23 protein-coding genes and 2 tRNA genes are annotated in these 24,606 nt (G+C 54.0%); 3 read left to right on the top strand and 22 right to left on the bottom strand.

The window, feature by feature from the left end; genetic code table 11:
* Positions 1-39: 39 nt before the first annotated feature.
* Positions 40-1,515: a M48 family metalloprotease gene (locus tag AADB16_RS10120; RefSeq protein ID WP_410803012.1), complete on the top strand. Its 1,476-nt coding sequence runs from the start codon at positions 40-42 to the stop codon at positions 1,513-1,515.
* Positions 1,516-1,517: 2 nt separating this feature from the next.
* On the opposite strand, the gene nadA is transcribed toward AADB16_RS10120, so the two are convergent.
* The 14 genes from nadA to aspS all read right to left on the bottom strand — a co-directional run bounded on the left by nadA (position 1,518) and on the right by aspS (position 12,823).
* Complete coding sequence (gene nadA / locus AADB16_RS10115) at positions 1,518-2,579, bottom strand: quinolinate synthase NadA (protein ID WP_410803011.1); 1,062 nt, start codon at positions 2,577-2,579, stop codon at positions 1,518-1,520.
* A 286-nt stretch (positions 2,580-2,865) separates the two neighbouring features.
* Positions 2,866-2,941, bottom strand: a tRNA-Lys gene (locus AADB16_RS10110).
* A gap of 73 nt (positions 2,942-3,014) precedes the next feature.
* A tRNA-Lys gene (locus AADB16_RS10105) sits at positions 3,015-3,090 on the bottom strand.
* Between the two features lie 86 nt (positions 3,091-3,176).
* Positions 3,177-3,938: a tol-pal system protein YbgF gene (ybgF, locus tag AADB16_RS10100; RefSeq protein WP_410803010.1), complete on the bottom strand. Its 762-nt coding sequence runs from the start codon at positions 3,936-3,938 to the stop codon at positions 3,177-3,179.
* Positions 3,939-3,965: 27 nt separating this feature from the next.
* Positions 3,966-4,535, bottom strand: coding sequence for a peptidoglycan-associated lipoprotein Pal (pal, locus tag AADB16_RS10095; protein ID WP_410803009.1), 570 nt, complete (start codon positions 4,533-4,535; stop codon positions 3,966-3,968).
* Positions 4,536-4,602: 67 nt separating this feature from the next.
* Positions 4,603-5,916 (bottom strand): Tol-Pal system beta propeller repeat protein TolB, encoded by a 1,314-nt coding sequence (tolB, locus tag AADB16_RS10090; RefSeq protein ID WP_410803008.1) that lies wholly within the window; start codon positions 5,914-5,916, stop codon positions 4,603-4,605.
* Between the two features lie 16 nt (positions 5,917-5,932).
* Positions 5,933-6,970, bottom strand: a complete 1,038-nt coding sequence (tolA, locus tag AADB16_RS10085; protein WP_410803007.1) for a cell envelope integrity protein TolA — start codon at positions 6,968-6,970, stop codon at positions 5,933-5,935.
* A gap of 22 nt (positions 6,971-6,992) precedes the next feature.
* Positions 6,993-7,439, bottom strand: a complete 447-nt coding sequence (gene tolR, locus AADB16_RS10080) for a protein TolR (RefSeq protein WP_200200898.1) — start codon at positions 7,437-7,439, stop codon at positions 6,993-6,995.
* 34 nt (positions 7,440-7,473) lie between these two features.
* Positions 7,474-8,163, bottom strand: a complete 690-nt coding sequence (gene tolQ / locus AADB16_RS10075; RefSeq protein ID WP_200360961.1) for a protein TolQ — start codon at positions 8,161-8,163, stop codon at positions 7,474-7,476.
* Positions 8,164-8,200: 37 nt separating this feature from the next.
* Complete coding sequence (ybgC, locus tag AADB16_RS10070) at positions 8,201-8,635, bottom strand: tol-pal system-associated acyl-CoA thioesterase (protein ID WP_298447551.1); 435 nt, start codon at positions 8,633-8,635, stop codon at positions 8,201-8,203.
* Positions 8,632-9,669, bottom strand: coding sequence for a Holliday junction branch migration DNA helicase RuvB (gene ruvB, locus AADB16_RS10065; RefSeq protein WP_410803005.1), 1,038 nt, complete (start codon positions 9,667-9,669; stop codon positions 8,632-8,634). Before ruvB ends, ybgC begins: the two co-directional genes overlap by 4 nt.
* Positions 9,670-9,808: 139 nt before the next feature.
* Positions 9,809-10,438 (bottom strand): Holliday junction branch migration protein RuvA, encoded by a 630-nt coding sequence (gene ruvA / locus AADB16_RS10060; RefSeq protein WP_410803003.1) that lies wholly within the window; start codon positions 10,436-10,438, stop codon positions 9,809-9,811.
* Positions 10,439-10,468: 30 nt separating this feature from the next.
* Positions 10,469-10,996 carry a crossover junction endodeoxyribonuclease RuvC gene (ruvC, locus tag AADB16_RS10055; protein WP_309043291.1) on the bottom strand — a complete coding sequence of 176 codons (528 nt, stop codon included), beginning with the start codon at positions 10,994-10,996 and terminating at the stop codon, positions 10,469-10,471.
* Between the two features lie 24 nt (positions 10,997-11,020).
* Positions 11,021-12,823: an aspartate--tRNA ligase gene (aspS, locus tag AADB16_RS10050; protein WP_309043290.1), complete on the bottom strand. Its 1,803-nt coding sequence runs from the start codon at positions 12,821-12,823 to the stop codon at positions 11,021-11,023.
* Between the two features lie 211 nt (positions 12,824-13,034).
* Between aspS and fabR the strand changes: the two genes are divergently transcribed.
* A complete protein-coding gene (gene fabR, locus AADB16_RS10045; RefSeq protein ID WP_410803002.1) occupies positions 13,035-13,658 on the top strand; it encodes an HTH-type transcriptional repressor FabR in 624 nt (207 codons plus the stop codon).
* Positions 13,659-13,682: 24 nt separating this feature from the next.
* Here the strand turns inward: fabR and AADB16_RS10040 are convergent, their stop codons facing one another.
* The 8 genes from AADB16_RS10040 to guaB all read right to left on the bottom strand — a co-directional run bounded on the left by AADB16_RS10040 (position 13,683) and on the right by guaB (position 22,957).
* A complete protein-coding gene (locus AADB16_RS10040) occupies positions 13,683-14,111 on the bottom strand; it encodes an HIT domain-containing protein (RefSeq protein ID WP_410803000.1) in 429 nt (142 codons plus the stop codon).
* Positions 14,112-14,133: 22 nt separating this feature from the next.
* Positions 14,134-15,477, bottom strand: a complete 1,344-nt coding sequence (locus AADB16_RS10035; protein WP_410802998.1) for a UDP-glucose dehydrogenase family protein — start codon at positions 15,475-15,477, stop codon at positions 14,134-14,136.
* A gap of 38 nt (positions 15,478-15,515) precedes the next feature.
* Positions 15,516-16,511: a UDP-glucose 4-epimerase GalE gene (gene galE / locus AADB16_RS10030; RefSeq protein WP_309043285.1), complete on the bottom strand. Its 996-nt coding sequence runs from the start codon at positions 16,509-16,511 to the stop codon at positions 15,516-15,518.
* Positions 16,512-16,517: 6 nt separating this feature from the next.
* On the bottom strand, positions 16,518-17,021 hold the full coding sequence (gene tadA / locus AADB16_RS10025) for a tRNA adenosine(34) deaminase TadA (protein ID WP_298447566.1): 504 nt from the start codon (positions 17,019-17,021) through the stop codon (positions 16,518-16,520).
* 133 nt (positions 17,022-17,154) lie between these two features.
* Positions 17,155-18,087: a formate/nitrite transporter family protein gene (locus AADB16_RS10020; protein ID WP_410802996.1), complete on the bottom strand. Its 933-nt coding sequence runs from the start codon at positions 18,085-18,087 to the stop codon at positions 17,155-17,157.
* A 141-nt stretch (positions 18,088-18,228) separates the two neighbouring features.
* Complete coding sequence (locus tag AADB16_RS10015; protein WP_410802994.1) at positions 18,229-19,809, bottom strand: phospholipase D family protein; 1,581 nt, start codon at positions 19,807-19,809, stop codon at positions 18,229-18,231.
* A 44-nt stretch (positions 19,810-19,853) separates the two neighbouring features.
* The gene (guaA, locus tag AADB16_RS10010) at positions 19,854-21,431 is read right to left on the bottom strand and encodes a glutamine-hydrolyzing GMP synthase (protein WP_410802992.1); all 1,578 of its coding nucleotides are present in this window, start codon (positions 21,429-21,431) and stop codon (positions 19,854-19,856) included.
* A gap of 62 nt (positions 21,432-21,493) precedes the next feature.
* Positions 21,494-22,957 (bottom strand): IMP dehydrogenase, encoded by a 1,464-nt coding sequence (guaB, locus tag AADB16_RS10005; protein ID WP_309043281.1) that lies wholly within the window; start codon positions 22,955-22,957, stop codon positions 21,494-21,496.
* 223 nt (positions 22,958-23,180) lie between these two features.
* Between guaB and xseA the strand changes: the two genes are divergently transcribed.
* Complete coding sequence (gene xseA / locus AADB16_RS10000; RefSeq protein ID WP_410802990.1) at positions 23,181-24,536, top strand: exodeoxyribonuclease VII large subunit; 1,356 nt, start codon at positions 23,181-23,183, stop codon at positions 24,534-24,536.
* The last annotated feature ends 70 nt before the right edge of the window (positions 24,537-24,606 follow it).

Genomic DNA, 24,606 nt, shown 5'->3' with positions numbered 1-24,606 from the left:
GTCTCAACAGCAGCCAGAACCAGGAGCACACTGCATTACATGAATGACGTTCTATCGGAGTTTCGTGGGTACCGGAAGATTTCAACAGCAACCATTCTGGCTTTCTTACTGGCCTTGAGCTCTGTATCGCACGCTCAGGATACCCGGCTGCCGAATATTGGTGGAACAGGCGGCGGGCTTATTTCCGGGCATCAGGAGAGTGACATTGGGCAACAGGTTATGGTGTCGATCCGCCGATCCGCTCCGCGTATCACCGACCCACTTATTTACGACTACCTCAGTGCCATTGTTTACCGGCTGGTGCCCTCAGCTCCCCTGGAAAATCGCGATATTACGCTCGCGCTTATTGATAGCCCGGCCCTCAATGCTTTCGCAGTGCCTGGGGGCATTGTCGGTGTAAACGGCGGGCTGTTTCTCAACGCCGCCACAGAACAACAGTTTGCATCGGTGCTCGCTCACGAACTTGCCCACCTTAGCCAGCGGCACTTCGCCCGTCGTCTTGAGCAGCAGGAGACCAGCGCACCCTTAACGCTTGCGGGTATGATTGCCGGCATCGTGCTCTCTGCGGTCACTCAATCCGATATAGGCATTGCGGCGATTGCCGGCACACAAGCACTGGCCATACAAAACATGCTGGCCTACAGCCGCTCCCACGAGCAGGAAGCAGACAGAGTGGGGCTGGATATTCTCGCTGCTGCGGGAATGGACCCACGGGGAATGCCTGAAATGTTCGAAATAATGATGCGGCAGAACAGGCTGCAGGGCAACAACATGCCTGAGTACCTTTCAACTCACCCTCTGACCCAAAGCCGGGTGGCCGATACCCGTAACCGTGCGGAACAATACCCCGAGAAAACCATCCGGGATGGCCAGGAATACCACCTGATGCGCAGCCGCCTACAAGTTCACTACGCGGCGTCTCCCGAAATAGCGGTGGACACCTTCGAAAATTACCTGAAAAAACCGGATGCGGAAACGAACGAAGTCATTCGTTATGGACTGGCAGTCGCCTACCTGAGCAACAACCAGGCTGAAAAAGCAGCAAAAGTCATCAACGAGCTATTGAAGAACAACCCGGGGCGGATAACTTTGCAGGTAACCCTGGCAGAGATATATATTCAGGAAAACAAGCTGGATGAGGCTCGATCTGTTCTAAAAGATGCTTTGAGCAGGAACCCGGGCAACTACCCAATTACATCAACACTCGCCGATGTGGAAATAGCGGCAGGCAACGGCACTAAGGCGGCCGAGCATTTGACGCAACTAACCCGCAAAATGCCGCAACAGGAATATCTATGGCTACGCCTGGCAGAAGCCGAAGGCATGGCCAGGAACATCGTGGGAGTTCACCGCGCCAGGGCGGAATATGACGCTCTTATGGGGGATCTGGAGTCTGCCCAGAGGCAGCTCAGGCAGGCTCAGGAAAAACTGCCTGCCGGCTCAGCTCAACGACAAGTGGTAAGTGAGCGGCTAGCCGAGATCACCAGCCGCCACCAAGCCCGCAGAAACAATTGAAATCAGGCGTTACCCGCCGCTTTCAGGTTCATCCCCGCAGTGAAATCGAGCATACGCCGCAAGGGTTTAAGTGCAGCCTCCCGGGTTTGTGCATCCACAAGCACTTCCTGATCGCCCTTTTCAATCACAGCAAGAAGGTTCTCCAGGCCATTCATGGCCATCCACGGGCACTGGGCACAGCTGCGACAGGTAGCCCCGTTGCCAGCTGTAGGCGCCTCTATCAGCGTCTTATTCGGTGCCAACTGCTGCATTTTATAGAAAATGCCATTATCGGTAGCAACGATGAATTCCTGATTTGGCAGGTTCTGCACAGCGTGAATCAACTGAGAGGTTGAGCCAACAACATCCGCCATTTCCACAACAGCATTGGGAGATTCAGGGTGAACCAGTATGGCCGCATTCGGGTATAGAGCCTTGAGGTCTTCCAGGCCACGGTGCTTGAATTCTTCGTGCACTATGCAGGAACCATCCCACAGCAGCATGTCGGCCCCGGTCGTTTTCTGCACGTAGTGCCCGAGATGCTTGTCAGGGGCCCATAGTATCTTCTCTCCCCTCGAATCAAGATCTTCAACGATAGCCTGGGCACAGCTGGAGGTTACAACCCAGTCCGCACGGGCTTTGACAGCGGCGGACGTGTTCGCATAAACCACAACGGTACGGTCACTGTGCTCATCGCAGAAGGCCTGAAACTCATCCGCAGGACACCCGATATCGAGTGAGCAGGTTGCTTCAAGGGTGGGCATTAAAACGCGTTTTTCCGGGTTCAGTATTTTGGCAGTTTCACCCATGAATCGGACGCCCGCCACGACCACTGTAGAGGCCGGATGTTGATTTCCGAAGCGAGCCATTTCAAGTGAGTCTGCAACGCAACCGCCGGTTTCTTCAGCGAGACGCTGGATGTCGGGGTCGGTGTAATAATGCGCCACGAGTACGGCGTCCTTTTCCTTGAGGACTTCCTTGATGCGGGATTCAAGCCGCGCCTTCTCATCAGCGCTGAGCGGCTTGGGCTCCGCTGCATGGGCCAGGTGTTCCTGAACAAGAATTCGGTCTTCAGCTATAGTCATGTACGGTCACTCTCAATCAACAGGAAGCAATCACGTGAAACCAATTACGTGGCACCAGATACTTTCCGCCAGCTACATTCTGCGCCTGAGTATATCATTTCAGATACCGATAGCGCTGTAGGGACTATACCGAGCCCGCAAATTCCGTTTTGCCTGCTGAAAAACCGGCAAGTAAAAAAAAAGGACTGCATTTCTGCAGCCCTTAAGCTTTAACTCGCAATGCTTTCGATCCTTCCAAATCAAACTTTGTAAACTAACAAACCTTGATTCTTCTTACTGCTGATAATGGTGGGTCGTGATGGATTCGAACCATCGACCAATTGGTTAAAAGCCAACTGCTCTACCAACTGAGCTAACGACCCTAAAACAGGTGATCAGTGCCTGGTGACCCTGATCGATCCCGGAGCGGCTCAGCAATTGCTCCGGAATTCGAATTGGTGGGTCGTGATGGATTCGAACCATCGACCAATTGGTTAAAAGCCAACTGCTCTACCAACTGAGCTAACGACCCAAGCGAGGCGCATATAGTAATGATTTTTCCCTGACGATCAACCCCCTCTCGCCATGTTTTCTAATATTTTTCCGATTACCGTGTTATTAACCCTGCGCAGACCCCAGATATTTTCTGGCAAGCCCCGCAGCATCACTCTCGGGATAGTCGTTTACAACCTGCTCCATTTGTCGACGGGCTTCGGCCTTCTTATCAAGCCGATCAAGGGTTACTCCCAGCTTATAGACGGCATCAGGCGCCTTACGATGGTCCGCATAACGGGTTGCAACAATGGAGAAGGCCTGACGCGCTTGCTCAAGTTGCGGTTTGACCAGATACACCTCACCCAGCCAATAATACGCATTGACCGTAAGATCTCCTTCGGGGTACTTATCTATAAATTCATAAATACGGCTAATGGCTTCGTCGTATTTTTTCTGGCTATGGATGAGCGCCTGAATGGCAGTGTACGCTTTTCGCTCTTCTGCTTCGGGCTGACGATACTCACGTATAGCTGCAGGCTTGCTCTTTCCGGAACCCCCGCTAGCTGCTGCCTGGGGTTGAGCAGATACCTTCTCTGAAAGATCGAGTATGCGCTGATCGAGATCAATGTAACGATCCCTCCCCTGATCTTGCAGACGCTTTATCAGATGTCTCTGCTCTTCCGATTCACCCTGTAGCCGCCTGACTTCACCCTGAAGCTGCTGAATCATGTAAAACAACTCAGACGTAGCCTGACTGGCATTGGCCTTGCGCTGAGCCTCAGAGGCGTTGCTCTGGAATGCGGGGGTAGATGATTGCGCCAGCGCTGTCCCCGCCTGCCCTAAGGCAAGCGGGAAAATCACTGCCGCCATGAGCTGTTTTCTCATGGGTTTAACCTGATGTTGTATATGCGTTTACTCGAATACGAGTTCCACACGGCGATTTTGTGCCCATGCGCTCTCTGTCGAACCCATAACCGCTGGCTTCTCTTCACCATAGCTTACGGTTTCCATCTGGCCCCGTGAAGCTCCATTCACAATCAGGAAACGCTGAACGGCATTCGCACGGCGCTCACCCAGTGCCAGGTTATATTCCTTTGAGCCGCGTTCATCACCGTGACCTTCCAGACGAACCTTCTGGCCAGGATTGCTGGACAGATAGCGTGCGTGCGCCATGAGTACATCACGGGCTTCGGGCTTGATTTCAGAGGTATCGAAATCGAAATAGAAGGTTGTAATATCCCGCAGAGCAGCCTGCTCTGCCTGCTTTTCAATTTCCATGCGCTCGTCTTCGGTCATTGACGACGAAGAAATGCCGCCCTGATCGCCACCGCCATAAACGGTAGATCCGCCGTCCTGATCAATAGGCTGAACGTCAGAGCCGTATGCTCCGTCGTCCATATTTTCGCCTGTCGTACTACAACCGGCGAAGAGGCCTGCGGAAAACAGCAGTGCAACTACTTTGGCTTGGGCTGACAACTTCATGATTTATTCCTTTCCGTTGGTTGATTTGAACTTCGACTCTTCAGATGGATGCCGTTGCACCCATCTACTACCGAACAATAGGCCCCCAGGCCGGGTCGCGGACATCCCCTTCCGAAGCGGGAAGGCTATATGCGGCACCGCCATCTGCTGAGATAACAGTCAGCACGCTTTCACCGCTCTGCTTGGTGGCGTATATCAGCATGCGGCCGTTTGGCGACACGCTGGGAGACTCATCGGATTCTGTGCGAGTGAGGACGGTTTCCTCATCGGTCTCAAGATTCGTGCGAGCAATCGTGAATGCCCGATCGCGCTGGTGCACGTAATACACATATTTACCTGTGTTATCGGGACGCGGGCGAGCGTTGTAGCGGCTGCCGAAGGTTATCCGCCGCGGCTCAGCTCCCGGCTTTGCCATGTAGTAGATCTGCGGCCCACCTGAACGGTCCGATGTAAAGAAAATGCCCTTACCCGCACTGTCCCATGCGGCTTCAGTATCAATCGCCCAGTGGTTACTGAGTTTCGTCACCTTACGGGACTGAAGATTCATCTGATAGATCTCGGCATTGCCGTCTTTAGACAAGGTCATCAGCAGCGACTGACCATCCTGTGACCATGCTGGCGCCGAGTTCAACCCAGGGAAATCGGCCACCTTGGTACGCTGCCCCGAACTGAGTTCATGAACAAATATAGCGGGTTTGCCGGTTTCAAAAGACACATACGCCAACTTTCTGCCATCCGGCGACCAGGCCGGGGAAAGAATCGGCTCTTTGCTTTCAAGGCGAATTCCGGCTCGCTTACCGTCTATGTCGCTGACTTGTAGCCGATACCGGGATTTCCCATTTTCCCGCTCAAGCGTTACGTACGCCAGCTTGGTAGAAAAAGCACCAGGAACGCCCGTGATCGCCTCATATACTTTGTCGCTAACGTGGTGAGCCAGAGAACGAATGTTGGATGCTGGCGCTCCCGCGGTCTCGCCCAGTATTCGCTCTTCCCGGTTAACATCAAACAGCTCATAACGAGCCTCTACCCTGTCACCCGTGCGTGTGAGCTCACCCACCAAAACATAGCGCTGGCCAAGCAAGCGCCAATCCCGGAAATACACATCCGATCGTTTTGATGGAAGGCTTAGCATTTTCTCCGGTGGCAGGGGGCGAAACTCGCCACTCATCGCCAGGTCGGCCTGCACAATGCTGCTTAGTTTATCCCCTACAGGCATGCTGCCATTTTCAGCAAACGGAACCACAGATACCGGAATAGCGGAGTCTGCACCCTCAGTGATACGAATCAACAGTTCAGCTTGAGCACTTCCAGCGGCTGTCAGCATCAGGAAAAACGCTGCGATAATCGTTATCGGTAGCCTGAATGAGATTTTCTGCTTCATGGTGTTACCCGTATCCTTATCTCAATCGTTTAGGATTGAATTCGATCGTAAACTGGCGAAAATAGGTTTCAAACGTGTCTCGCTCAGATGGCACCGGGTATCGGTTCAGTGACTTTACCGCACCCAGAGCGGAGTTATCGAACGCAGTATTTCCACTACTGGCCACGAGTTTAACGCTTGCCAGCTCGCCGGTTGGCAGCAAGGTGATCTGCAAACGCGCAGTCATGTCTTCGGTCGCCGATGAAGGCGGATACCACGCCTGGCTAAGCTTTTCACGGATCAACGCCTGATATTTCTGGCTTTCAGACAACATTTGGCTCTCGCGGGCTTTCGCCGCTGCTGCTTGCTCCTGGCGACGCGCTTCATCTGCACGGGCCTTGCGAGCCTGTTCTGCCTGAGCTTCCAACTGCTGCTCTTGCAACTTGCGTTCTGCTTCCAACCGTTTGCGCTCTGCTTCTTTGCGGGCAAGCTCTTCCTGCTTCTTACGCTCAGCTTCTTCGCGCTTACGCTGCTCTTCCTTGCGCTGTCGTTCCTCTTCCGCCTTGCGCTTGGCCTCTTCCTGTCGCTTTTTCTCAGCGTCTGCTTCTGCCTTGCGGCGCTCTCGTTCTTTTGCCTCTGCTTCGGCTTTCTGGCGCGCAGCCTCTCTCTGCTTTTGAACCTTTAACTCTTCAGCCTTGGCTTGCTCGCGCTTGCGTTCCTGCTCTTTAGCTTTTCGCTTGGCTTCTTCGCGCTTTTTCTTCTCGGCTGCTTTACGCGCCTCTTCTTCTTTCTGGCGCTTCTGCAATTCCGCCTGCTTCTGCTTTTCCAGCTCTTTCCGCTCCAGCTCCTTGTCGGGCTGATCTACCGGCTCAACAACCGGGCTTGGTTCGGGCTTCTGCTGCGTGATCAGGCGCGCCGAAATACTACTGGGCGGCGGCTCCTTAATAGGATTCGACCACGACCAACCCGCCAGGGCCACGCCGGCAATGAGTAGATGCAAAGCCACTGATAGCGCGACTGGTGATTTCCAGGGCGGCACTCCAGTGCTGGTGTATTCCCGTTCCTGACCTGTCACAACCATTCCGCCTGCGCTGATGTCACGTTTCGTCCGGGGCTGAATCAGTAATCAACCCTATGCTGGTTGCACCTGCACCCTGCAAAGCGGCCATCAAGCGTACAACGGTTCCGTAATCAACGTTTTCATCGCCGCGCACAAGAATTTCACTGGACGTTCTTTGGGACAGAATTTTCGCCACCTGCGCTCGAACTTCAGCCAAGGGCATCGGATCACTCCCCTTATCTCCCACTTCCACGTAATAGGCGCCGTTTGAATCCACCGACACTATGATGGATTCGACGTTTTTGTCGGCGGTAATTGGCGCTGAAGATGTCTCCGGAAGATCAACCTTAACGCCCTGGGTAAGCATAGGTGCCGTGACCATAAAGATAATCAGCAGCACCAGCATCACGTCGATGTACGGAACAACGTTGATTTCCGACATCGGCTTCTTGCGGTTTTCGGGCATCATCCCCATGCCTTTCATAGCGCTGTGCTCCGTGGGTTAACCGTAAATGTCATCAGGCTGCGCCCTTCTCGGCGCTGTGGACACGGCGATGCAGAATGCTGGAAAATTCTTCGGCGAAGGTTTCATAGTTTTTGAGCAGAGCATCTGATTTAGCGGAAAACCGGTTGTACGCGATAACCGCTGGAATCGCTGCGAACAAACCCATGGCCGTTGCAATCAGGGCTTCCGAGATGCCCGGCGCAACCGTTGCTAGCGTGGCTTGCTGAACCTGGGCCAACCCCCGAAACGAGTTCATAATGCCCCACACCGTACCAAACAGACCTACATAAGGGCTTGTTGAGCCTACCGTTGCCAAAAAAGGCAAGTGGGTTTCCAGTCGCTCTTGCTCACGGGAGAATGCCACCCGCATAGCGCGCTGCGTGCCCTCCATAACGGCATCGGCATCGCGGCTTTGCTGGCGAAGCCTGGAGAACTCTTTGAAGCCGGCACGGAACAAGGCTTCCATGCCCGAGAAAGGCGTGGGCTCGGCATTTACCTCACGGTAGAGTTGCCCCAGATCCATGCCAGACCAGAAGCGCTCTTCAAACGCCAACTGCGCCTGTCGGGCTTTGCGAAATACCTGCAAGCGCTGAAAAATAAGCGCCCAGGACATTACCGATGCAGCGGCAAGTAACAACATTACCAGCTGAACCAACACACCGGCATTTGCAATCAGACTCCAGACTGACAGTTCCGAATCCACCACTTACTCCTGGGTTATTTCGTGTTTTGTTTCGATTTTAAAGCTTTGGGCAGTTATGCCCCAAAAGCTCCAGCATGTTTTCAGGTAAGCGCCTTGGGCGCCCACTATCAAGTGCTATACAGGCAACTCTTACGCTTGCCTCACACAATTTCTTGCCATCTTTTACCCGCACTACCTGTTGACGGAAATCCATCCAGACGCGCCCAAAGGCCACGGGCTCTGCGGTAACGGTAAGCTCATCATCCAGCATGGCTGGAATGGCGTAGTGAATCGACAAGCGCTGTACTACATAGCTTATGTTTTCAGCCAACCCCGCCCGAAGTCCTACTCCGCAACTTCGCACCCACTCCGTGCGTGCTCGCTCCATGTAATGCAGGTAGCGCGCATGATAAACAATGCCGCCGGCGTCTGTATCTTCAATATATACCCGGATTGGCAGCGCAAAAGTTGCAGCTGCTTCGCCCTCGCTCAAAGAGCACCCCCTTCAGAAGCAGGGGCATCCGGTGCTTGCGGCACAATGCCAAAATGCTGGTACGCGTGGGATGTCACCATGCGACCTCTGGGTGTACGCACCATAAAGCCCTGCTGAATCAGAAACGGTTCAAGAACATCCTCGATCGTTCCGCGCTCTTCACTGATTGCTGCCGCCAGGCTTTCTACGCCCACTGGTCCGCCATCAAACTTTTCGATCATCGCTAGTAGCAGTCGGCGGTCCATGTGATCAAAGCCCTGACTATCTACCTTCAGCATGTTCAAGGCCTGATCGGCTATCGCCGCATTGATGTGGCCATCCGCTCGTACTTCCGCGTAATCTCTCACCCGCCGCAACAGCCGATTGGCTATCCGGGGCGTGCCTCTGGAGCGGTGCGCTATTTCGTAGGCGCCCTCTTCATCCATATCAACACCTGAAAGCCGCGCTGAGCGACCAACAATGTGCGTGAGATCCGCCGTATTATAAAATTCCAGACGTTGAACGATTCCGAATCGATCCCTCAACGGAGATGTCAACAGGCCAGCCCGAGTGGTTGCGCCCACCAGTGTAAAAGGCGGTAAATCCAGCTTGATCGAACGCGCTGCAGGCCCCTCACCAATCATGATATCCAGCTGATAGTCTTCCATCGCCGGGTACAGTATTTCTTCTACCACAGCGCTAAGGCGGTGGATCTCATCAATGAAGAGAACATCGCCCTCTTCCAGATTAGTCAGCATGGCCGCGAGATCTCCGGCCTTTTCAAGCACCGGCCCGGACGTTGTCTTTATCGACACGCCCATCTCGTTGGCAATGATATTGGCTAAGGTTGTTTTCCCCAGCCCTGGAGGCCCGAAGATCAGCACATGGTCCAAGGCTTCCCGACGACCGCGAGCCGCCGAGATAAAGATATCCATCTGTTCCCGCACCGCGGGCTGCCCAACATACTCCGCAAGCAACGTTGGCCGGATAGCGCGATCCTGAACCTCTTCGTTGTCACCGGCCCTGGCTGAGATCAGTCGGTCGGATTCAATCATGAACTTATCCGCTTATCGGGAATCAATAGACTGCCACTTAAAACCAAAAGTGACCCAATTGTACAAACAGCCACCTGCGTGTCACGTTACGCTCTCTACAGGTTTGGCGCCATACAGGCTACATATTAAAGTCACGTCATCAAACAGGTATCATATTGCGCAGGGCCAGACGAATCAGGGCCTCACTGGTCACCCCCTCTTTTGCCACCTTGCTAATTGCCCGCGCAGCTTCCTGAGGCTTATACCCAAGAGCTATGAGCGCCGCCTCTGCTTCGTCGGCAGGATTGTGTGAGGACATTGCATGCTGGGCTGAGTCTGCTGCACCCGTCTCTGTATCTGCAGATGCAGGTATAAACTGCCCTTCAAGCTGCTTGATGCGGTCTGGCATCTCAATCAGCAGGCGCTCTGCTGTCTTCTTGCCGACCCCCGGCAGCTTTACCAATGACTTGATGTCACGAGCCTCCACGCAGTGAATAAACTGCTGCGCCTCCAACCCTGAAAGAATACCGGCAGCCATCTTAGGGCCTACACCGTTCACTTTGATCAGCAACCGAAATAGATCCCGATCAAGCCTTGAAGCAAATCCATACAGGCTTTGAACGTCTTCTCGAACGACGAAATGTGTATGAAGGGTAACTTCCTGCCCGGGTTCTGGCAGGTGATAGTAAGCAGTGAAAGGAATATCAACTTCGTAACCCAGACCGCCACATTCGACCAACGCTTGCCCGGGTGTCTTTTCGACCAGAATACCTCGGATACGACCTATCAAGGATTGCCTCCTGCCGCTCCGCAGAGCAGTTTATTGTTGTCGCACGCGCCCACTGCGCGCCTTACCCGCACCACCTGCCACTCTCAGTATGCTTTGATTCATGTGCGCATGACACAACGCGATAGCTAACGCATCGGCAGCGTCTGCTTGGGGTTTACGGGAGAGTGACAGCAACACCTGAACCATGTGCTGGACTTGGGACTTTTCGGCACCGCCCTTGCCAACCACCGCCTGCTTGACCTGTCGGGCTGAGTATTCGTGAACAGCGAGACCACTGGTTGCGGCACCAACAATAGCCGCACCACGGGCCTGCCCAAGCTTGAGAGCTGAATCCGGGTTTCGAGCCATAAAAACCTGCTCAATGGCAAATTCCTGTGGCTGGTATTCGGCAATCAGACTCACCAAGCTCTGAAAGATGATTTTCAGGCGCTCCGGCATGGGTTTTTCACCCATGCGGATGCAACCACTGTCGATATATTCTATGTGCCGGCCCTCGGCACGGATAATACCGTAACCGGTGATCCTTGAGCCGGGATCGACACCCAGAATAATTGCCACATCAGAGCCCTGTTATTGCCTTATTTACTCTTCGCCAGTGGTTGGCGCTTTGCCTTCAACGGTCTTTACCGGCTTACGCAAGCGGATGTGCAGCTCACGCAGCTGCTTTTCATCTACCTCGCCCGGTGCCTGTGTCATCAGGCAGGTTGCACTCTGGGTTTTCGGGAAGGCAATCACGTCCCGAATCGAGCTGGAACCTGTCATCAACATGATCAGACGATCCAGACCGAACGCCAAGCCACCATGGGGCGGGCAACCGTACTTGAGTGCGTCCAGCAGGAACCCGAACTTGGCACGAGATTCTTCTTCACTAATGCCCAGAATGCGGAACACTTCTTTCTGCATTGTGTCATTGTGAATACGAATAGAACCACCACCCAACTCGGTTCCGTTAAGAACCATGTCGTAGGCGCGTGACAAGGCAGTTTCCGGATTTTTAGCCAACTCTTCCGGGCTGCAGCTTGGCGCCGTGAACGGGTGGTGAATGGCAGTCAGTCCGCCGTCCGGCAGAACTTCAAACATCGGGAAGTCCACTACCCACATAGGTGCCCACTCGCAGGTAAGCAATTTCAGGTCATGGCCAACACGGATGCGCAGCGCGCCGAGCGCTTCGTTAACAACCGTAGTTTTGTCTGCGCCGAAGAACACGATATCGCCGTCTTCAGCACCCGTACGCTCAATCACGGCCATGGCAACTTCGTCACCAAGGAACTTAACGATGGGCGACTGCAAGCCTTCCACGCCTTTGGCCAGCTCGTTCACCTTGATGTACGCCAAGCCCTTTGCACCGTATATACCAACAAACTTGGTGTATTCGTCGATCTGCTTACGGCTCAACTCGCCGCCCTTGGGCACGCGCAGGGCTGCAACACGGCCTTTTGGATCATTTGCCGGGCCGGCAAACACCTTGAAATCAACACCAGCAACCAGGTCGCCGACATCCTGAAGCTCAAGAGGAATACGCAGATCCGGCTTGTCACTGCCGAAACGATCCATTGCTTCTGCGTAAGGCATCCGCGGGAACGCCGGCAATTCAACATCCATAACATCTTTGAACAGAGCGCGAATCATGCCCTCGTTCAAGCTCATCAAATCTTCTTCGTTGATGAATGATGCCTCGATATCCACCTGGGTAAATTCAGGCTGGCGATCGGCACGCAAATCTTCATCGCGGAAACACTTGGCAATCTGATAATAGCGATCCACACCCGACACCATCAGCATCTGCTTGAATAACTGAGGCGATTGCGGAAGCGCAAAGAATGAACCTTCGTGGGTGCGGCTGGGCACCAGATAGTCGCGGGCACCTTCCGGCGTTGCACGGGTTAGAATGGGGGTTTCCACATCCATGAAGCCGTTACTGTCGAGGTAGTTACGGATATAACTGGTAACCCGTGAACGGAAGCGCAGACGGTTCAGCATTTCCGGGCGGCGCAGGTCCACAAAGCGGTAGCGCAGGCGAACGTCTTCGCCTACGTCTACGTGCTCATCCAATGGGAACGGCGGTGTTGCTGCAGCGTTCAGGATGGTCACTTCTTTGCCAAGCAGCTCAACCTGGCCTGTGGACATATTGCTGTTCTCAGTGCCGGAGGGCCGCCGACGAACCAACCCGGTAACCTTCACCACGTATTCACTGCGCACCTTTTCGGCGAGCGCGAAGCTTTCCTCAGTGTCCGGGTCTACCACAACTTGCGCAATACCGTCCCGGTCGCGCAGATCAAGGAAGATAACCCCACCATGGTCGCGGCGGCGGTGTACCCATCCGCAAAGTGTAACTTCCTGATCAATGTGAGATTCGTTGATCCCACCGCAATAATGACTGCGCATACCGGTTCCCGTAGTGTCTGGTGTAAGTGTTTGGTGCTTGAGAATAAAGTCCGAAAGCCGCCCATTATAAACATAATGGCAGTGAAAATCAGGCCTGTTTAGCCCCGAACAAAAAACAGCAAAATACCCCGACGCAGTCTTTGTTCAAAGGTTCCCTCGCGGTGAACAGACCGCTAGACTACTGCTCTCACGCATGATTGGAGCCGCAACCTTGTCAACCAGAGCCGAGCAGAAACTTCTCACCCGGCGTTCCCTTATGGATGCGGCCCTCGCCCAGTTGAGCCCGGATCGAGGATTTGGAAGCCTTAGCCTGCGTGAAGTCGCAAGGCAGGCCGGCATTGCGCCAACGTCTTTCTATCGCCACTTTGTCGATCTGGATGAACTGGGGCTGGTGCTTGTAGACGAAGGCGGCGTGGCTTTGCGGCAGTTAATGCGCCAGGCCCGCAAACGCATTGCGAGGGATGGCAGTGCTATCTCAACCTCTGTTGAAACCTTCATGGAGTATCTTGGCAAGAACGCCAACCTGTTCCGGCTAATGCTCCGGGAGCGCACAGGTGGCTCCAAACCCTTTCGAACGGCCATCAAAGCCGAGATTGATCATTTCGTAACCGAGTTGGCCGACGACTTGCGGCGATTTGCGGAAGAGCAAAACAAGCCTTTGTCTGATGCACGAGTGGTCGCTGAGGCGATGGTAACACTGGTATTCAACCAGGGAGCCGACGCGCTGGATGCGACGCCGAAAGAGCGGGAGGAGCTGACGATCAAACTAAAAACCGAACTCAGGATGATTCTGATCGGCTCGCAAATGATGGCCCGACACGCGTCCATTCGATAAAGCCCGCTGGCGAGCAAAAAATGCTCAGCAAGCGGCAATTTCAGACAACACAGTCGCCAAAGAAAGCCTGACTTCCGCCAGTTCATGCTCTTCGTAAGGAACCGGTGGCTGCTTACCCCACACAGGCCCCGGCCAGGCCGGATCACCCTCAAAACGGACGATGTGATGCAGGTGTAGCTGGGGAACCATATTCCCGAGCGCGGCCACGTTCATTTTGTCACCACCAAAGGCTACCATCATGCCACGACTGAGCGCTGAGGATTCGCGCATTAGCCGATGCTGCTGATCCGGGCTTAACTCGTAGATCTCACGAATGCCGACCAACGCCGGCACCAGCAAAACCCAGGGCCAGGTTTTATCATTCATCAGCCGGATTTCGCATAGGCTGGTACGGCCAAGACTGACGGTGTCGGCTGCCAGCCGCTCATGAAGACGAAATTCCTGATCCTGCATCACCTCGCTCCTGCCTGCCGGTTCACTTCACCTGGAATTGATTGCGTCCGCGACCGATGGCGTAGTAAATCAATCCGTGGCGATCCAGTATTTCCGGCTCGTAAAGATTTCGGCCGTCAAATATGACAGGCTCGCGCAGTGCAGATTTGATGGCGTCGAAATCCGGAGAACGGAATTCTTTCCACTCCGTACAAATCGCCAGTACGTCTGCACCGCGAAGTGTCTGCTCTTTCGTACCGCAAAGCGTCAAACCTTCGTGATCACCGTAGATGCGCTGGGTTTCTTCCATGGATTCCGGATCAAACGCCTGAACAGTTGCACCCGCTTTCCAGAGATCTTCCATCAACGTGCGTGCTGAAGCTTCGCGCATGTCGTCGGTATTTGGCTTGAATGCCAAACCCCAGATTGCGACGACCTTCCCTTTCAAGTCGCCATCGAAATAATGGCTGATCTTGTCAAACAGCACGTGTTTCTGAGCGTAGTTCACTGCTTCTACAGCATTGAGCAAACGGGCATCGTACCCGGAGTTTGCAGCGGTCCGAGCCAGCGCCTGAACATCTTTGGGGAAACACGAACCACCGTAACCACAACCCGGATAGATGAAGTGGTAGCCGATCCGGGGGTCTGAGCCTATGCCACGACGAACCGCTTCAATATCGGCACCCAAACGCTCAGCCAGGTTGGCTATCTCGTTCATGAAACTGATTTTGGTCGCCAGCATGGAGTTGGCGGCGTACTTGGTCAGCTCTGCAGAGCGAATGTCCATGAAAATCATGCGGTCGTGGCTTCGGTTGAACGGGTAATAGACTTCCCGAAGCAGGTCCGATGCCTTTTCGCTGTCCGTTCCGATGATGATGCGGTCGGGCTTCATGAAATCGTTGATCGCCGCACCTTCCTTGAGGAACTCGGGGTTCGAAACCACATCAAACTTGAGGTCCAGGCCACGGCTATCAAGCTGCGCTTTTACTGCAGCGGCTACCTTATCGCCAGTACCAACCGGCACCGTGGATTTATCCACGATAACTTTATAGTCATCCATGTACTGGCCAATAGACTTAGCGACCGCTGTCACGTACTGCATATCCGCAGAGCCATCTTCATCCGGCGGTGTACCCACTGCGATAAACTGCAGCGTACCGTGCTTCACAGCTTCCTGAACATCCGTTGTGAACGCCAGGCGACCGGCTTCTACGGTATGCTTTACAATATTATCCAGCCCAGGCTCAAAAATGGGAATCTGGCCATTCTTTAGCTTATCGATCTTAGCCTGATCAACGTCCATGCAAAGTACTTCATGGCCAACATCCGCCAAGCACGCACCGGTCACAAGCCCGACATATCCGGTACCAAAAATCGTTATTTTCATCCGTTAAATCCCGATATTTTAAGTTAAAAAACAGTCTATTACTGGCCAGCCGCTTCTTTCTTCTTCTGCCAGATCGCTTCCCATGCCAACGCAGTGCCAACAATCGTTTCCAGATTATCGTAGGCAGGTTGCCAACCGAGGGTCTTCTTAATCAGTGCATTATCTGCCATCAGCGCACCGGGGTCACCCGCCCTGCGGCCCGTTTCAGCTACCGGGAAATCAACACCGGATTGCTTGCGAACCACATCAATCACTTCACGCACCGTAAACCCACGGCCATAACCGCAGTTCATGACTTTCGACTCGCCACCACGGGCCATATAATCCAGCGCCATAACATGGGCGCTTGCGAGATCTTCCACGTGAATGTAATCCCGCACGCAGGTGCCATCACTGGTGTCATAGTCGGTGCCAAAGATGCTCATGCCATCCCGCTGTCCGGTCACGCATTCACAGGCCACTTTTATCAGGTGAGTGGCTTCCGGTGTTGCCTGGCCGAGTAATCCGTCCGGATTAGCGCCAGCCACGTTGAAGTAGCGCAGCACAACGTAGTTAAGGCCGGACGCGGCAGCCAAATCCATAATCATCCGCTCGCTCATCATCTTGGATGCGCCATACGGATTAATGGGGGCAAGGGGTAAATCTTCCGTAAGAACCGTCTGTTCGGGCATTCCGTACACCGCGGCCGTTGAAGAAAAAACCATGTACGGTACTTTGTACTTATCAACAGCCTTCAGCAGGTTCAGAGTGTTACGGGTGTTGTTGCTGTAGTACTTGAGTGGGTTGGTCATAGACTCCGGCACCACAATGTTGGCCGCGAAGTGCAGAACGGCCTCAAACTGGTGGCTGGAGAACACATCGTCAATCTCGGCTTCGTTGGCCAGATCACCCACAACCAACTCGCCAGCAGTGACAGCCCAGCGGTAACCCGTTGAGAGATTATCAAAAACGACAATATCATGACCGGCCTCGGCCAGTTGACGCACCACATGGCTGCCGATATACCCGGCGCCGCCGGTTACTAGTACTTTCATGCAGAACTACTCCTTCCCTGAATTCTGTTTGCGCCGTTGCCGGATTTCGGCCCGCCTACGGCTGAAAAAGTCGCTGATCACTTGGCTGCATTCATTCTGCAGGATGCCGCCCAGCGTTTCCACTTGCCAGTTTAACTGTGGCTCGTCCAATGTGCGCCGTGCAGATTCAACCGCGCCGGCCTTGGGCTCGAGAGCTCCATATACAAGACGACTTATGCGACTATGCACAATGGCGCCAACACACATGGTGCAGGGTTCCAGGGTGACGTAAAGGGTTGCCCCGGCAAGGCGGTAGTTCCCTATCCTTGCGGCCGCATCACGCAAAGCGCAAATCTCTGCGTGGGCAGTAGGGTCGCAACCTGAAATGGGTACATTAAAGCCGGAACCTAACTCCTTGCCGTCGAGAACAACAACCGCACCAACAGGCACCTCTCCTAACGACGCCCCCCGGTTTGCCAATGTAAGCGCTCGGGCCATCCAGTACTCATCACTGTTTTCTGAAGCGGGCATAGATAAATCTGCTCACGAAGGTTCGGGAGGTACGCTGGTACTCGGATGACCTAGGGATAGCCCAGGTAGAGGCGAAACATTATAACCATGAGTGTACTAATGGAAAGGCCTTCTCCCAGTACGCGGAGCCGCATTACATTTCTTCATGCACCTGACCATAGGCCAGCATGGCAAATAAACCTGTGCCTCCCAGGATGTTGCCAATCAGTACCGGGAAAATATGATAGCCCAGTGCGGTAAACATATTCATATCTCCATTGAGTACCAGAGTGAAAATCTCGTTTGATCCGGCAATCACATGGGTAAAGCCGCCTGCTGCAATCAACCAGGTAAACATGACGATCACAAACACCTCAGACCCCTTCGCTGAAGGCAGCATCCACACCATTGCCGCAATAAAGAATCCGGATGGAATGCCGCGCAGGAACGTCTCGACCGGGGTCAGCGTTGCCAAGTGATGGGATATCTCAAGAATCGCTGCGAGGGTTTCGGTGGAAATAATCCCGCTGTGAACACCCATGGCTGCGGTGAGGAATGTACCGAATAAGTTGGCTGTGAGCACAATCCCCCAAAGGCGAGCGCTACATGCAAGAAGGTTCCGCGTCGGTTTAGCCAAAACCGGCAAGACGACCGTAATGGTATTTTCAGTAAACAGCTGAAGCCGGCACAGGATAACCAGTACAAACCCGAACGAATAACCCAAGCTTTCAATCAACGTAAGGTAGGGGTGATCCGAACCAAGATTGGAGCGAATTATTCCCTCAACGAGAACCGAGGTGGAAATTCCGACACCCGCCGCCACACCCGACCACCAGAGTGACATTTTTGGCCGTTGCAGCTCATCGTCGCCCTCCCGCAAAACAATGGAGTAGACCGTCAGAGGTGATAAGTTGCCACGCTCAGCAACAGAATCGCGCTCCTTTGGCGTCAGCGACTTTTCACTAGGCGTTGGCGTTTGTTCGCGAGACTCTCGATCCTGCGCCTTGGCACTCGCCTCTTGATCATCTGAAGATTTTCCGGCTTTCTTTCCGGATGCTGTATCCTGATCGGCTTTGGCGTCACTCATCGAACTGTCCTTTGGACATGCGAAACTCCTCCTGCCATTGCAAGATTCAGTCGCCTGGGAACTTGCCTCAAGTAACTATAGTAGCAGTGCGCCAGAGTAATGCGTGCCGTACCCCACAGCGAGGCAAGCTAATAGCCGGAGCTACAGATATTTCTCGATGGGCAACAAACTGAAGAAGCCGGACTTGAATCGCCGCCAGAATCCTGTAGCTGGCTCGTGAGTCCAGAATTGCTCCTCACCAGCTTTCCAGAGGAGCTGCCCACCTTCTTCCCGAGTCACCTGCCAGCTGTTCTCCGGCGCCATCGCGGCTTCAATGTCGTGCGCAAGTTGCGCTGCCAGCTGGGGGCTGTGGATTACTAGCACGGTTTCAGAATTCAGGTAGATCGAACGAAGATTGATATTGAGCGAACCGATGTACACGATTTTACGATCGAATACCGCGGATTTGGCATGCAAACCCACCATTCCTTCAGTGCAGAAATCCGGCAGCTCTATCCAGCTCGAACAGGCGGCTGCATCCGGCCGCAGTTCATACAGTTCCAGCCCATTATCGAGCATCGCGCCGCGACGGCGTGCGTAGCCCGCATGGTTCGTGGTGAGGTCGTTAGAGGCCAGGGAGTTGGTCAGGGCCATGACACGAACACCGCGCTCGCTGATCTGTTCCAGTATATCGAGCTGCTCATCGCCCAGAATGAGGTACGCGGATTCCACCAGAACTTCCTCATCGGTCTGCTCAACGAGTTGGAGCAGCGTCTCGGCAGCGCGTTGGGGGTGGTCCGTATCCGTGTCACCATCTACCACCGGCGAATCGAACACCAGCTCCGCTTCCGCCCAAGTTACTTCGGACAACACTCGGGCCATATACTCAAGCGCTTTAGCTGCATTTTGCGGCGGCACCTGGGTGAGCCTACTTGTACCGGAAGCGCTCGCGCGCAGCTGGTCCAGCTGTGAGCTTAAACTCAGTTCCTGCTCAGCATCAGGCTCCAACTGGCGAATGGGGTAGCTTGATGCGCTGTTCCAGAACGCATCGAAATTTTCCGAAAGGTCAGCAACAATCGGCCCTGCAACCAGAACATCCCGGTCACGAAAATTCATCTGTGGGTGTAGATCGAAGTACTCATCCCCGATATTACGCCCGCCCATGATCCCCAAGGCACCGTCGACCACGAAGGTCTTGTTGTGCATACGCTGATTGAGGCGCTGAAAGTCGACTACGAAGCTCAGCCATTTACCAATGCCTGAGCGAACCGCAAAGGGATTGTAAATGGAAATCTCGATATTGGGGTGGTGGTCCAGCGCGGCGAGCATGGTGTCGCGACCGTCCAGGTTCACATCGTCGAGCAACAGCCGCACATGCACACCGCGGTCAGCTGCCACCAATAGACGTTGTGCCAGATAAGTCCCTGACACGTCTTTATTCCAGATGTAGTACTGGGCATCAATACTTTGTTCGGCAGTCTCTATCAGCGCAGCTCGCTGTAGAAAAGCCTGGCGACCAGTATCCTGAATGAGAAACCCGGAATAACCTGATCGGTCCTGCAGGTGGGGCTGAATCTGACGACCCAAGCGCGTTTCACTTGGGCGATCAAAGGCGTATGACGGCGACGGTGCATTTTGAGGGGGCAGCTGAGCGCACCCCTGCACAAACAGGATAACGAGCAGGATATAAATACGTCTGGCACGCAGCGCGTGCCTTGAAACGGTCGCCATCCTGTCAGGCAAAGCCTCTACCCTGGTTTATGCATTTGCCCTTGCGGGCTCCAGATTCATTCCCACTCAATCGTCGCAGGCGGCTTGGAAGACACATCATAAGTCACCCGTGACACACCGCTGATCTCGTTGATAATGCGGTTAGACACAGTCTCCAGAAGATCGTACGGCAGGTGCGCCCAGCGAGCTGTCATGAAATCAACGGTTTCAACGGCACGTAGCGCAATCACCCACTCGTAGCGACGGGCATCGCCCACAACACCCACCGATTTCACCGGAAGGAATACGGCAAACGCCTGACTGGTCTTGTGGTAAAAATCTGCACGGTGCAGCTCTTCAAGGAAGATGGCATCGGCGCGGCGAAGAATTTCAGCGTATTCTTTTTTCACCTCACCCAGTATGCGCACGCCCAAGCCTGGCCCCGGGAACGGATGACGATAGACCATATCGTATGGCAGGCCTAGTTCGAGACCAATGCGGCGAACTTCATCTTTAAACAGTTCGCGCAGGGGCTCGACCAGCTTCAGCTTCATGGTTTCAGGCAGTCCACCCACGTTGTGGTGGGACTTGATCACATGGGCCTTGCCGGTTTTAGAGGCGGCCGACTCGATTACGTCCGGGTAGATGGTGCCCTGGGCCAACCAGTTCACATCTTTAATGCGCGTGGCTTCTTCATCGAACACATCAATGAAGGTATTACCAATCACCTTGCGCTTTTTCTCCGGGTCGCTGACGCCCTTGAGGTTGGCAAGGAAAAGATCTTCCGCATCAGCGCGAATGACTTTTACACCCATGCTGTTGCCGAACATATCCATTACCTGATCGCCTTCGTTCAGGCGTAGCAGGCCGTTATCGACAAACACACAGGTAAGCTGATCGCCAATGGCCTTGTGCAGCAGTGCCGCAGTCACCGAGGAGTCGACGCCACCCGACAAGCCGAGCAGAACCTTGTCCGTACCCACCTGTTCACGAATTTTCGCTACCGCATCGTCAACAATCTTGGCAGGGGTCCACAAAGCTTCGCAGCCGCAAATGGACAGCACAAAGTGCTCAAGAATGCGTTTGCCTTGCAGGGTGTGGGTCACTTCCGGGTGGAACTGCAGCCCGTAAAGGTTGCGAGACACGTCTTGCATGGCCGCAATCGGCGCGCTTTCGGTTGAAGCCAGCAGTTCAAAGCCTTCCGGCATAGCCACAACCTTGTCGCCATGGCTCATCCACACGTCGAGCAGGGAATCGCCCGTTGCTGTCAGGTGGTCAGTAATGTCTTGCAACAGTGGGCCTTTGGCGCGCACTTTTACCTGAGCATAGCCAAACTCACGCTTTTCGGAACTGGCAACCCGGCCACCCATTTGCTCGGCCATGGTCTGCATGCCGTAACAGATGCCCAGTACCGGAATGCCGCGATCAAACAGCCCGTCCGGGGCGCGCGGGCAATCCAGCTCTGTCACCGATTCAGGACCACCGGCCAGCAAAATACCCTTCGGGTTGAACTCTTTCAGTTCTTCATCAGTAATATCAAATGCGCGAACTTCGCAGTAAACACCTATTTCGCGCACACGGCGTGCAATTAGCTGAGTGTACTGAGAACCAAAATCCAGAATCAGGATACGGTGGTCGTGAATGTTATTGGCCATAGAGTCCTCGAAAAAAATAAGCTGTGCGGCCCAGATCTGAGCCGCACTCAGGCAGTCTGTTCTCAGCTAACGCGGTAGTTTGGCGCTTCTTTGGTGATGGTGACATCGTGCACGTGGCTCTCACGCATGCCAGCACCGGTAATGCGAACAAACTTGGGCTTGGTGCGCATTTCAGGCATGTTGGCGCTTCCCGTGTAGCCCATGGATGCCCGCAGACCTCCAATCAGCTGATGAATGATGTTGCGCATGGGGCCTTTGCAGGCAACACGGCCTTCGATACCTTCCGGTACAAGTTTTTCAATACCTTTGCTGGCATCCTGGAAGTAACGGTCACTTGAACCCTGTCCCATGGCTCCCAATGAACCCATACCACGATAGGCTTTGTAGCTTCGACCTTGATAAAGTTCGATTTCGCCAGGCGCTTCATCGGTGCCCGCCAACAAGCTGCCGATCATCACGCAGTGTGCTCCGGCAACAATAGCTTTGGAGATATCACCGGAGAAGCGTACACCACCATCAGCAATGATAGGGATATCACGGTCTTTCAGCGCTTCGGCAACGCTGGATACAGCAGAAATCTGCGGTACACCCACGCCGGCAACAATACGGGTAGTACAAATGGAACCCGGGCCTATGCCTACTTTAACAGCATCCACTCCCGCGTCGGCCAAGGCGATAGCCGCTTCCCCAGTGGCAATGTTACCGCCGATCACCTGAAGATCCGGATAATGCTTTTTAACCCAGCGAACGCGCTCGATTACGCCTTTTGAGTGGCCGTGAGCTGTGTCTACAACAATCACATCCACGCCGGCATCAGCCAGAGCAATAATGCGTGCTTCGGTGTCGCCGCCGGTGCCAACCGCAGCGCCCACTCGCAAACGCCCCTGGCTGTCTTTGCACGCCATCGGGTAGTCTTTCGACTTTTGAATATCTTTAGCGGTAATCAGGCCACGAAGCTGGAATTCCGCATTAACCACCAACACTTTTTCAATGCGGTGGCGATGCAATAGTTCTTTGACTTCGTCCAGGCTTGCGCCTTCTTGCACCGTCACCAGTTTGTCTTTCGGTGTCATGATCTGGTGTACAGGCGTATCCATGCTGCTTTCAAAACGAATATCGCGACCGGTCACTATGCCAACCAGCTCAGTGCCATCAACCACAGGCAAACCGGAAATGTTGTTGGCCATGGTGATTTCCACCAACTCGCGCACTGTGTTTTGCGGGCTAACAGTAATCGGATCTTTTACTACGCCACTTTCAAACTTCTTCACTCGGCGTACTTCGGCAGCCTGATAGTCCGGGCTCATGTTTTTGTGCATGATGCCTATGCCACCTTCCTGGGCCATGGCAATTGCCAGCTCTGCATCGGTTACCGTATCCATGGCCGCAGATATCAGAGGGATGTTCAGCGTAATATCCCGAGTAAGTTTGGTGCGCAGATCGACTTGGTGTGGCAAAACCTCGGAATAACCGGGCACCAATAGAACATCATCAAATGTGAGAGCTTCTTCGACAATTCGCAGCATTGGGATCGGCCTTTTGAACGTGCTAAATTTAAACCCTACGAACAGCACCGATGAATAAACAGGGTGCAGTCGCAAAGTAAAATGCGTAATCGGCCTATTATAAAGAGGTGTAGCAGGTCAGTAAACTGCACAATTTCCTGTCATTTACCGCATGCTTTTGAAATTCCAGTAATTTACACTCATATTTTTCGGCTATTGCGTATAAGCCGGTTAGGAGTTTTTGGTGAAAAACGTGTTTCCGGACACCCGGCCCCGGGCGCTCTCCGTCAGCGAGCTGAACCATCAGGCCAGACACCTACTGGAATCCAGCTTCATGCAGGTGTGGGTTGAGGGTGAACTGTCAGGCTTTTCCCGGCCTTCCTCCGGGCATTGGTATTTTTCCCTGAAGGACCAAAAGTGCCAGATTCGCTGCGCCATGTTTCGGGGGCTGAATCAGCGCATTCGCCCCCTACCAAAGGAAGGCGACCAGGTTCGTATTCGCGGCAAAGTTACCCTGTACGAAAACCGGGGCGACTTTCAGATTATTGTTGAACATTTGGAACCCGCCGGCCTTGGCGCACTGCAACAGGCGTTTGAAGAGCTAAAGCATAAACTGCAGTCAGAAGGCTTGTTCGAGGTGGGCCGTAAAAAACCGATCCCGACCTTGCCTGCCCATATCGGTGTTGTCACCTCCCCTACCGGCGCCGCCATACACGATATTCTCACCGTTCTGGCAAGGCGTTGTCCCGCCATACCAGTCACCCTCTACCCCACAACCGTGCAAGGAAAGCCGGCCACAGCGGAAATTGTTCGAGCGATAGAGATGGCGCAAGCTCACGGTGTGGCCGATGTTCTGGTTATTGGGCGCGGTGGTGGCTCTCTGGAAGATCTCTGGTGTTTTAACGAAGAAGCCGTAGCCCGAGCCATTGCAGCCTGTGCCATACCCACGGTCAGCGCCGTTGGCCACGAAACAGACGTTACCATTGCCGATTTTGTGGCGGATCTGCGAGCTCCGACACCGTCGGCCGCTGCAGAAAAAATTTCCCCCGACCAAAACGACATGCTCCGACAGGTGAATGATCGAGAATTCCGCTTGGCTAATGCCGCCAGACGCGCCCTCCAGCGCCTCAGCACAAAACTGGAACACCTTTCTGCACGCTTGCGCGACCCAAGACGGGAGCTGCTGGAGAAGGCCCAGAGGCTGGATGACGTGGAGGTGCGGCTGGGTAAAGCCATAGTTCAGCGCATGGATCGTTCACAAGTGGCTAGCGCCCATCTGGCACAACGGCTTGCCATGCAGTCCCCCCGTAAGCAACTTGTAAACAGCCGCGAAGCCCTTGATCGTTCGTCCGTGCAACTGGGCAAAGCCATGGAACGAATACTGGTAACACTTCAAGAAAGACTGGAACACACGGCAGGCACACTCAACGTTGTCAGCCCCCTCGCCACACTGGGGCGTGGATATGCCATCGTTCACGATAATCAGGGCCGCATCATCCGCAACGCACCCGACCTTGCGGTTGGTGATCAAATCTCCGCGAGGGTTGCAAATGGCACACTTACAGCCGAGGTAACATCCACCAGCCATGAAAACGGCTGACCACAAAACTCTCCAGACTAATCCGATGGTCTACTGGTTCACCGCCTCAAAGCGCATAAAGTTGGATAAC

This window comes from Marinobacter sp. KMM 10035 (assembly GCF_046537445.1).
Classification (GTDB): Bacteria; Pseudomonadota; Gammaproteobacteria; order Pseudomonadales; family Oleiphilaceae; genus Marinobacter; species Marinobacter sediminicola.
Note: the sequence above shows the minus strand (reverse complement) of the source record. Positions and strands in the feature narration are given on the sequence as shown.

Excerpts from the sequence above, each read along its gene's own strand:
- ybgF (WP_410803010.1), bottom strand. The coding sequence starts at position 3,938 with ATGAGAAAACAGCTCATGGCGGCAGTGATTTTCCCGCTTGCCTTAGGG.
- guaA (WP_410802992.1), bottom strand. The coding sequence starts at position 21,431 with ATGGCCAATAACATTCACGACCACCGTATCCTGATTCTGGATTTTGGT.
- AADB16_RS10040 (WP_410803000.1), bottom strand. The coding sequence starts at position 14,111 with ATGCAGGATCAGGAATTTCGTCTTCATGAGCGGCTGGCAGCCGACACC.
- AADB16_RS10120 (WP_410803012.1), top strand. The coding sequence starts at position 40 with ATGAATGACGTTCTATCGGAGTTTCGTGGGTACCGGAAGATTTCAACA.
- pal (WP_410803009.1), bottom strand. The coding sequence starts at position 4,535 with ATGAAGTTGTCAGCCCAAGCCAAAGTAGTTGCACTGCTGTTTTCCGCA.
- aspS (WP_309043290.1), bottom strand. The coding sequence starts at position 12,823 with ATGCGCAGTCATTATTGCGGTGGGATCAACGAATCTCACATTGATCAG.
- galE (WP_309043285.1), bottom strand. The coding sequence starts at position 16,511 with ATGAAAGTACTAGTAACCGGCGGCGCCGGGTATATCGGCAGCCATGTG.
- ruvB (WP_410803005.1), bottom strand. The coding sequence starts at position 9,669 with ATGATTGAATCCGACCGACTGATCTCAGCCAGGGCCGGTGACAACGAA.
- tadA (WP_298447566.1), bottom strand. The coding sequence starts at position 17,021 with ATGCCCGCTTCAGAAAACAGTGATGAGTACTGGATGGCCCGAGCGCTT.
- tolB (WP_410803008.1), bottom strand. The coding sequence starts at position 5,916 with ATGAAGCAGAAAATCTCATTCAGGCTACCGATAACGATTATCGCAGCG.
- AADB16_RS10035 (WP_410802998.1), bottom strand. The coding sequence starts at position 15,477 with ATGAAAATAACGATTTTTGGTACCGGATATGTCGGGCTTGTGACCGGT.
- tolR (WP_200200898.1), bottom strand. The coding sequence starts at position 7,439 with ATGAAAGGCATGGGGATGATGCCCGAAAACCGCAAGAAGCCGATGTCG.
- guaB (WP_309043281.1), bottom strand. The coding sequence starts at position 22,957 with ATGCTGCGAATTGTCGAAGAAGCTCTCACATTTGATGATGTTCTATTG.
- AADB16_RS10020 (WP_410802996.1), bottom strand. The coding sequence starts at position 18,087 with ATGAGTGACGCCAAAGCCGATCAGGATACAGCATCCGGAAAGAAAGCC.
- nadA (WP_410803011.1), bottom strand. The coding sequence starts at position 2,579 with ATGACTATAGCTGAAGACCGAATTCTTGTTCAGGAACACCTGGCCCAT.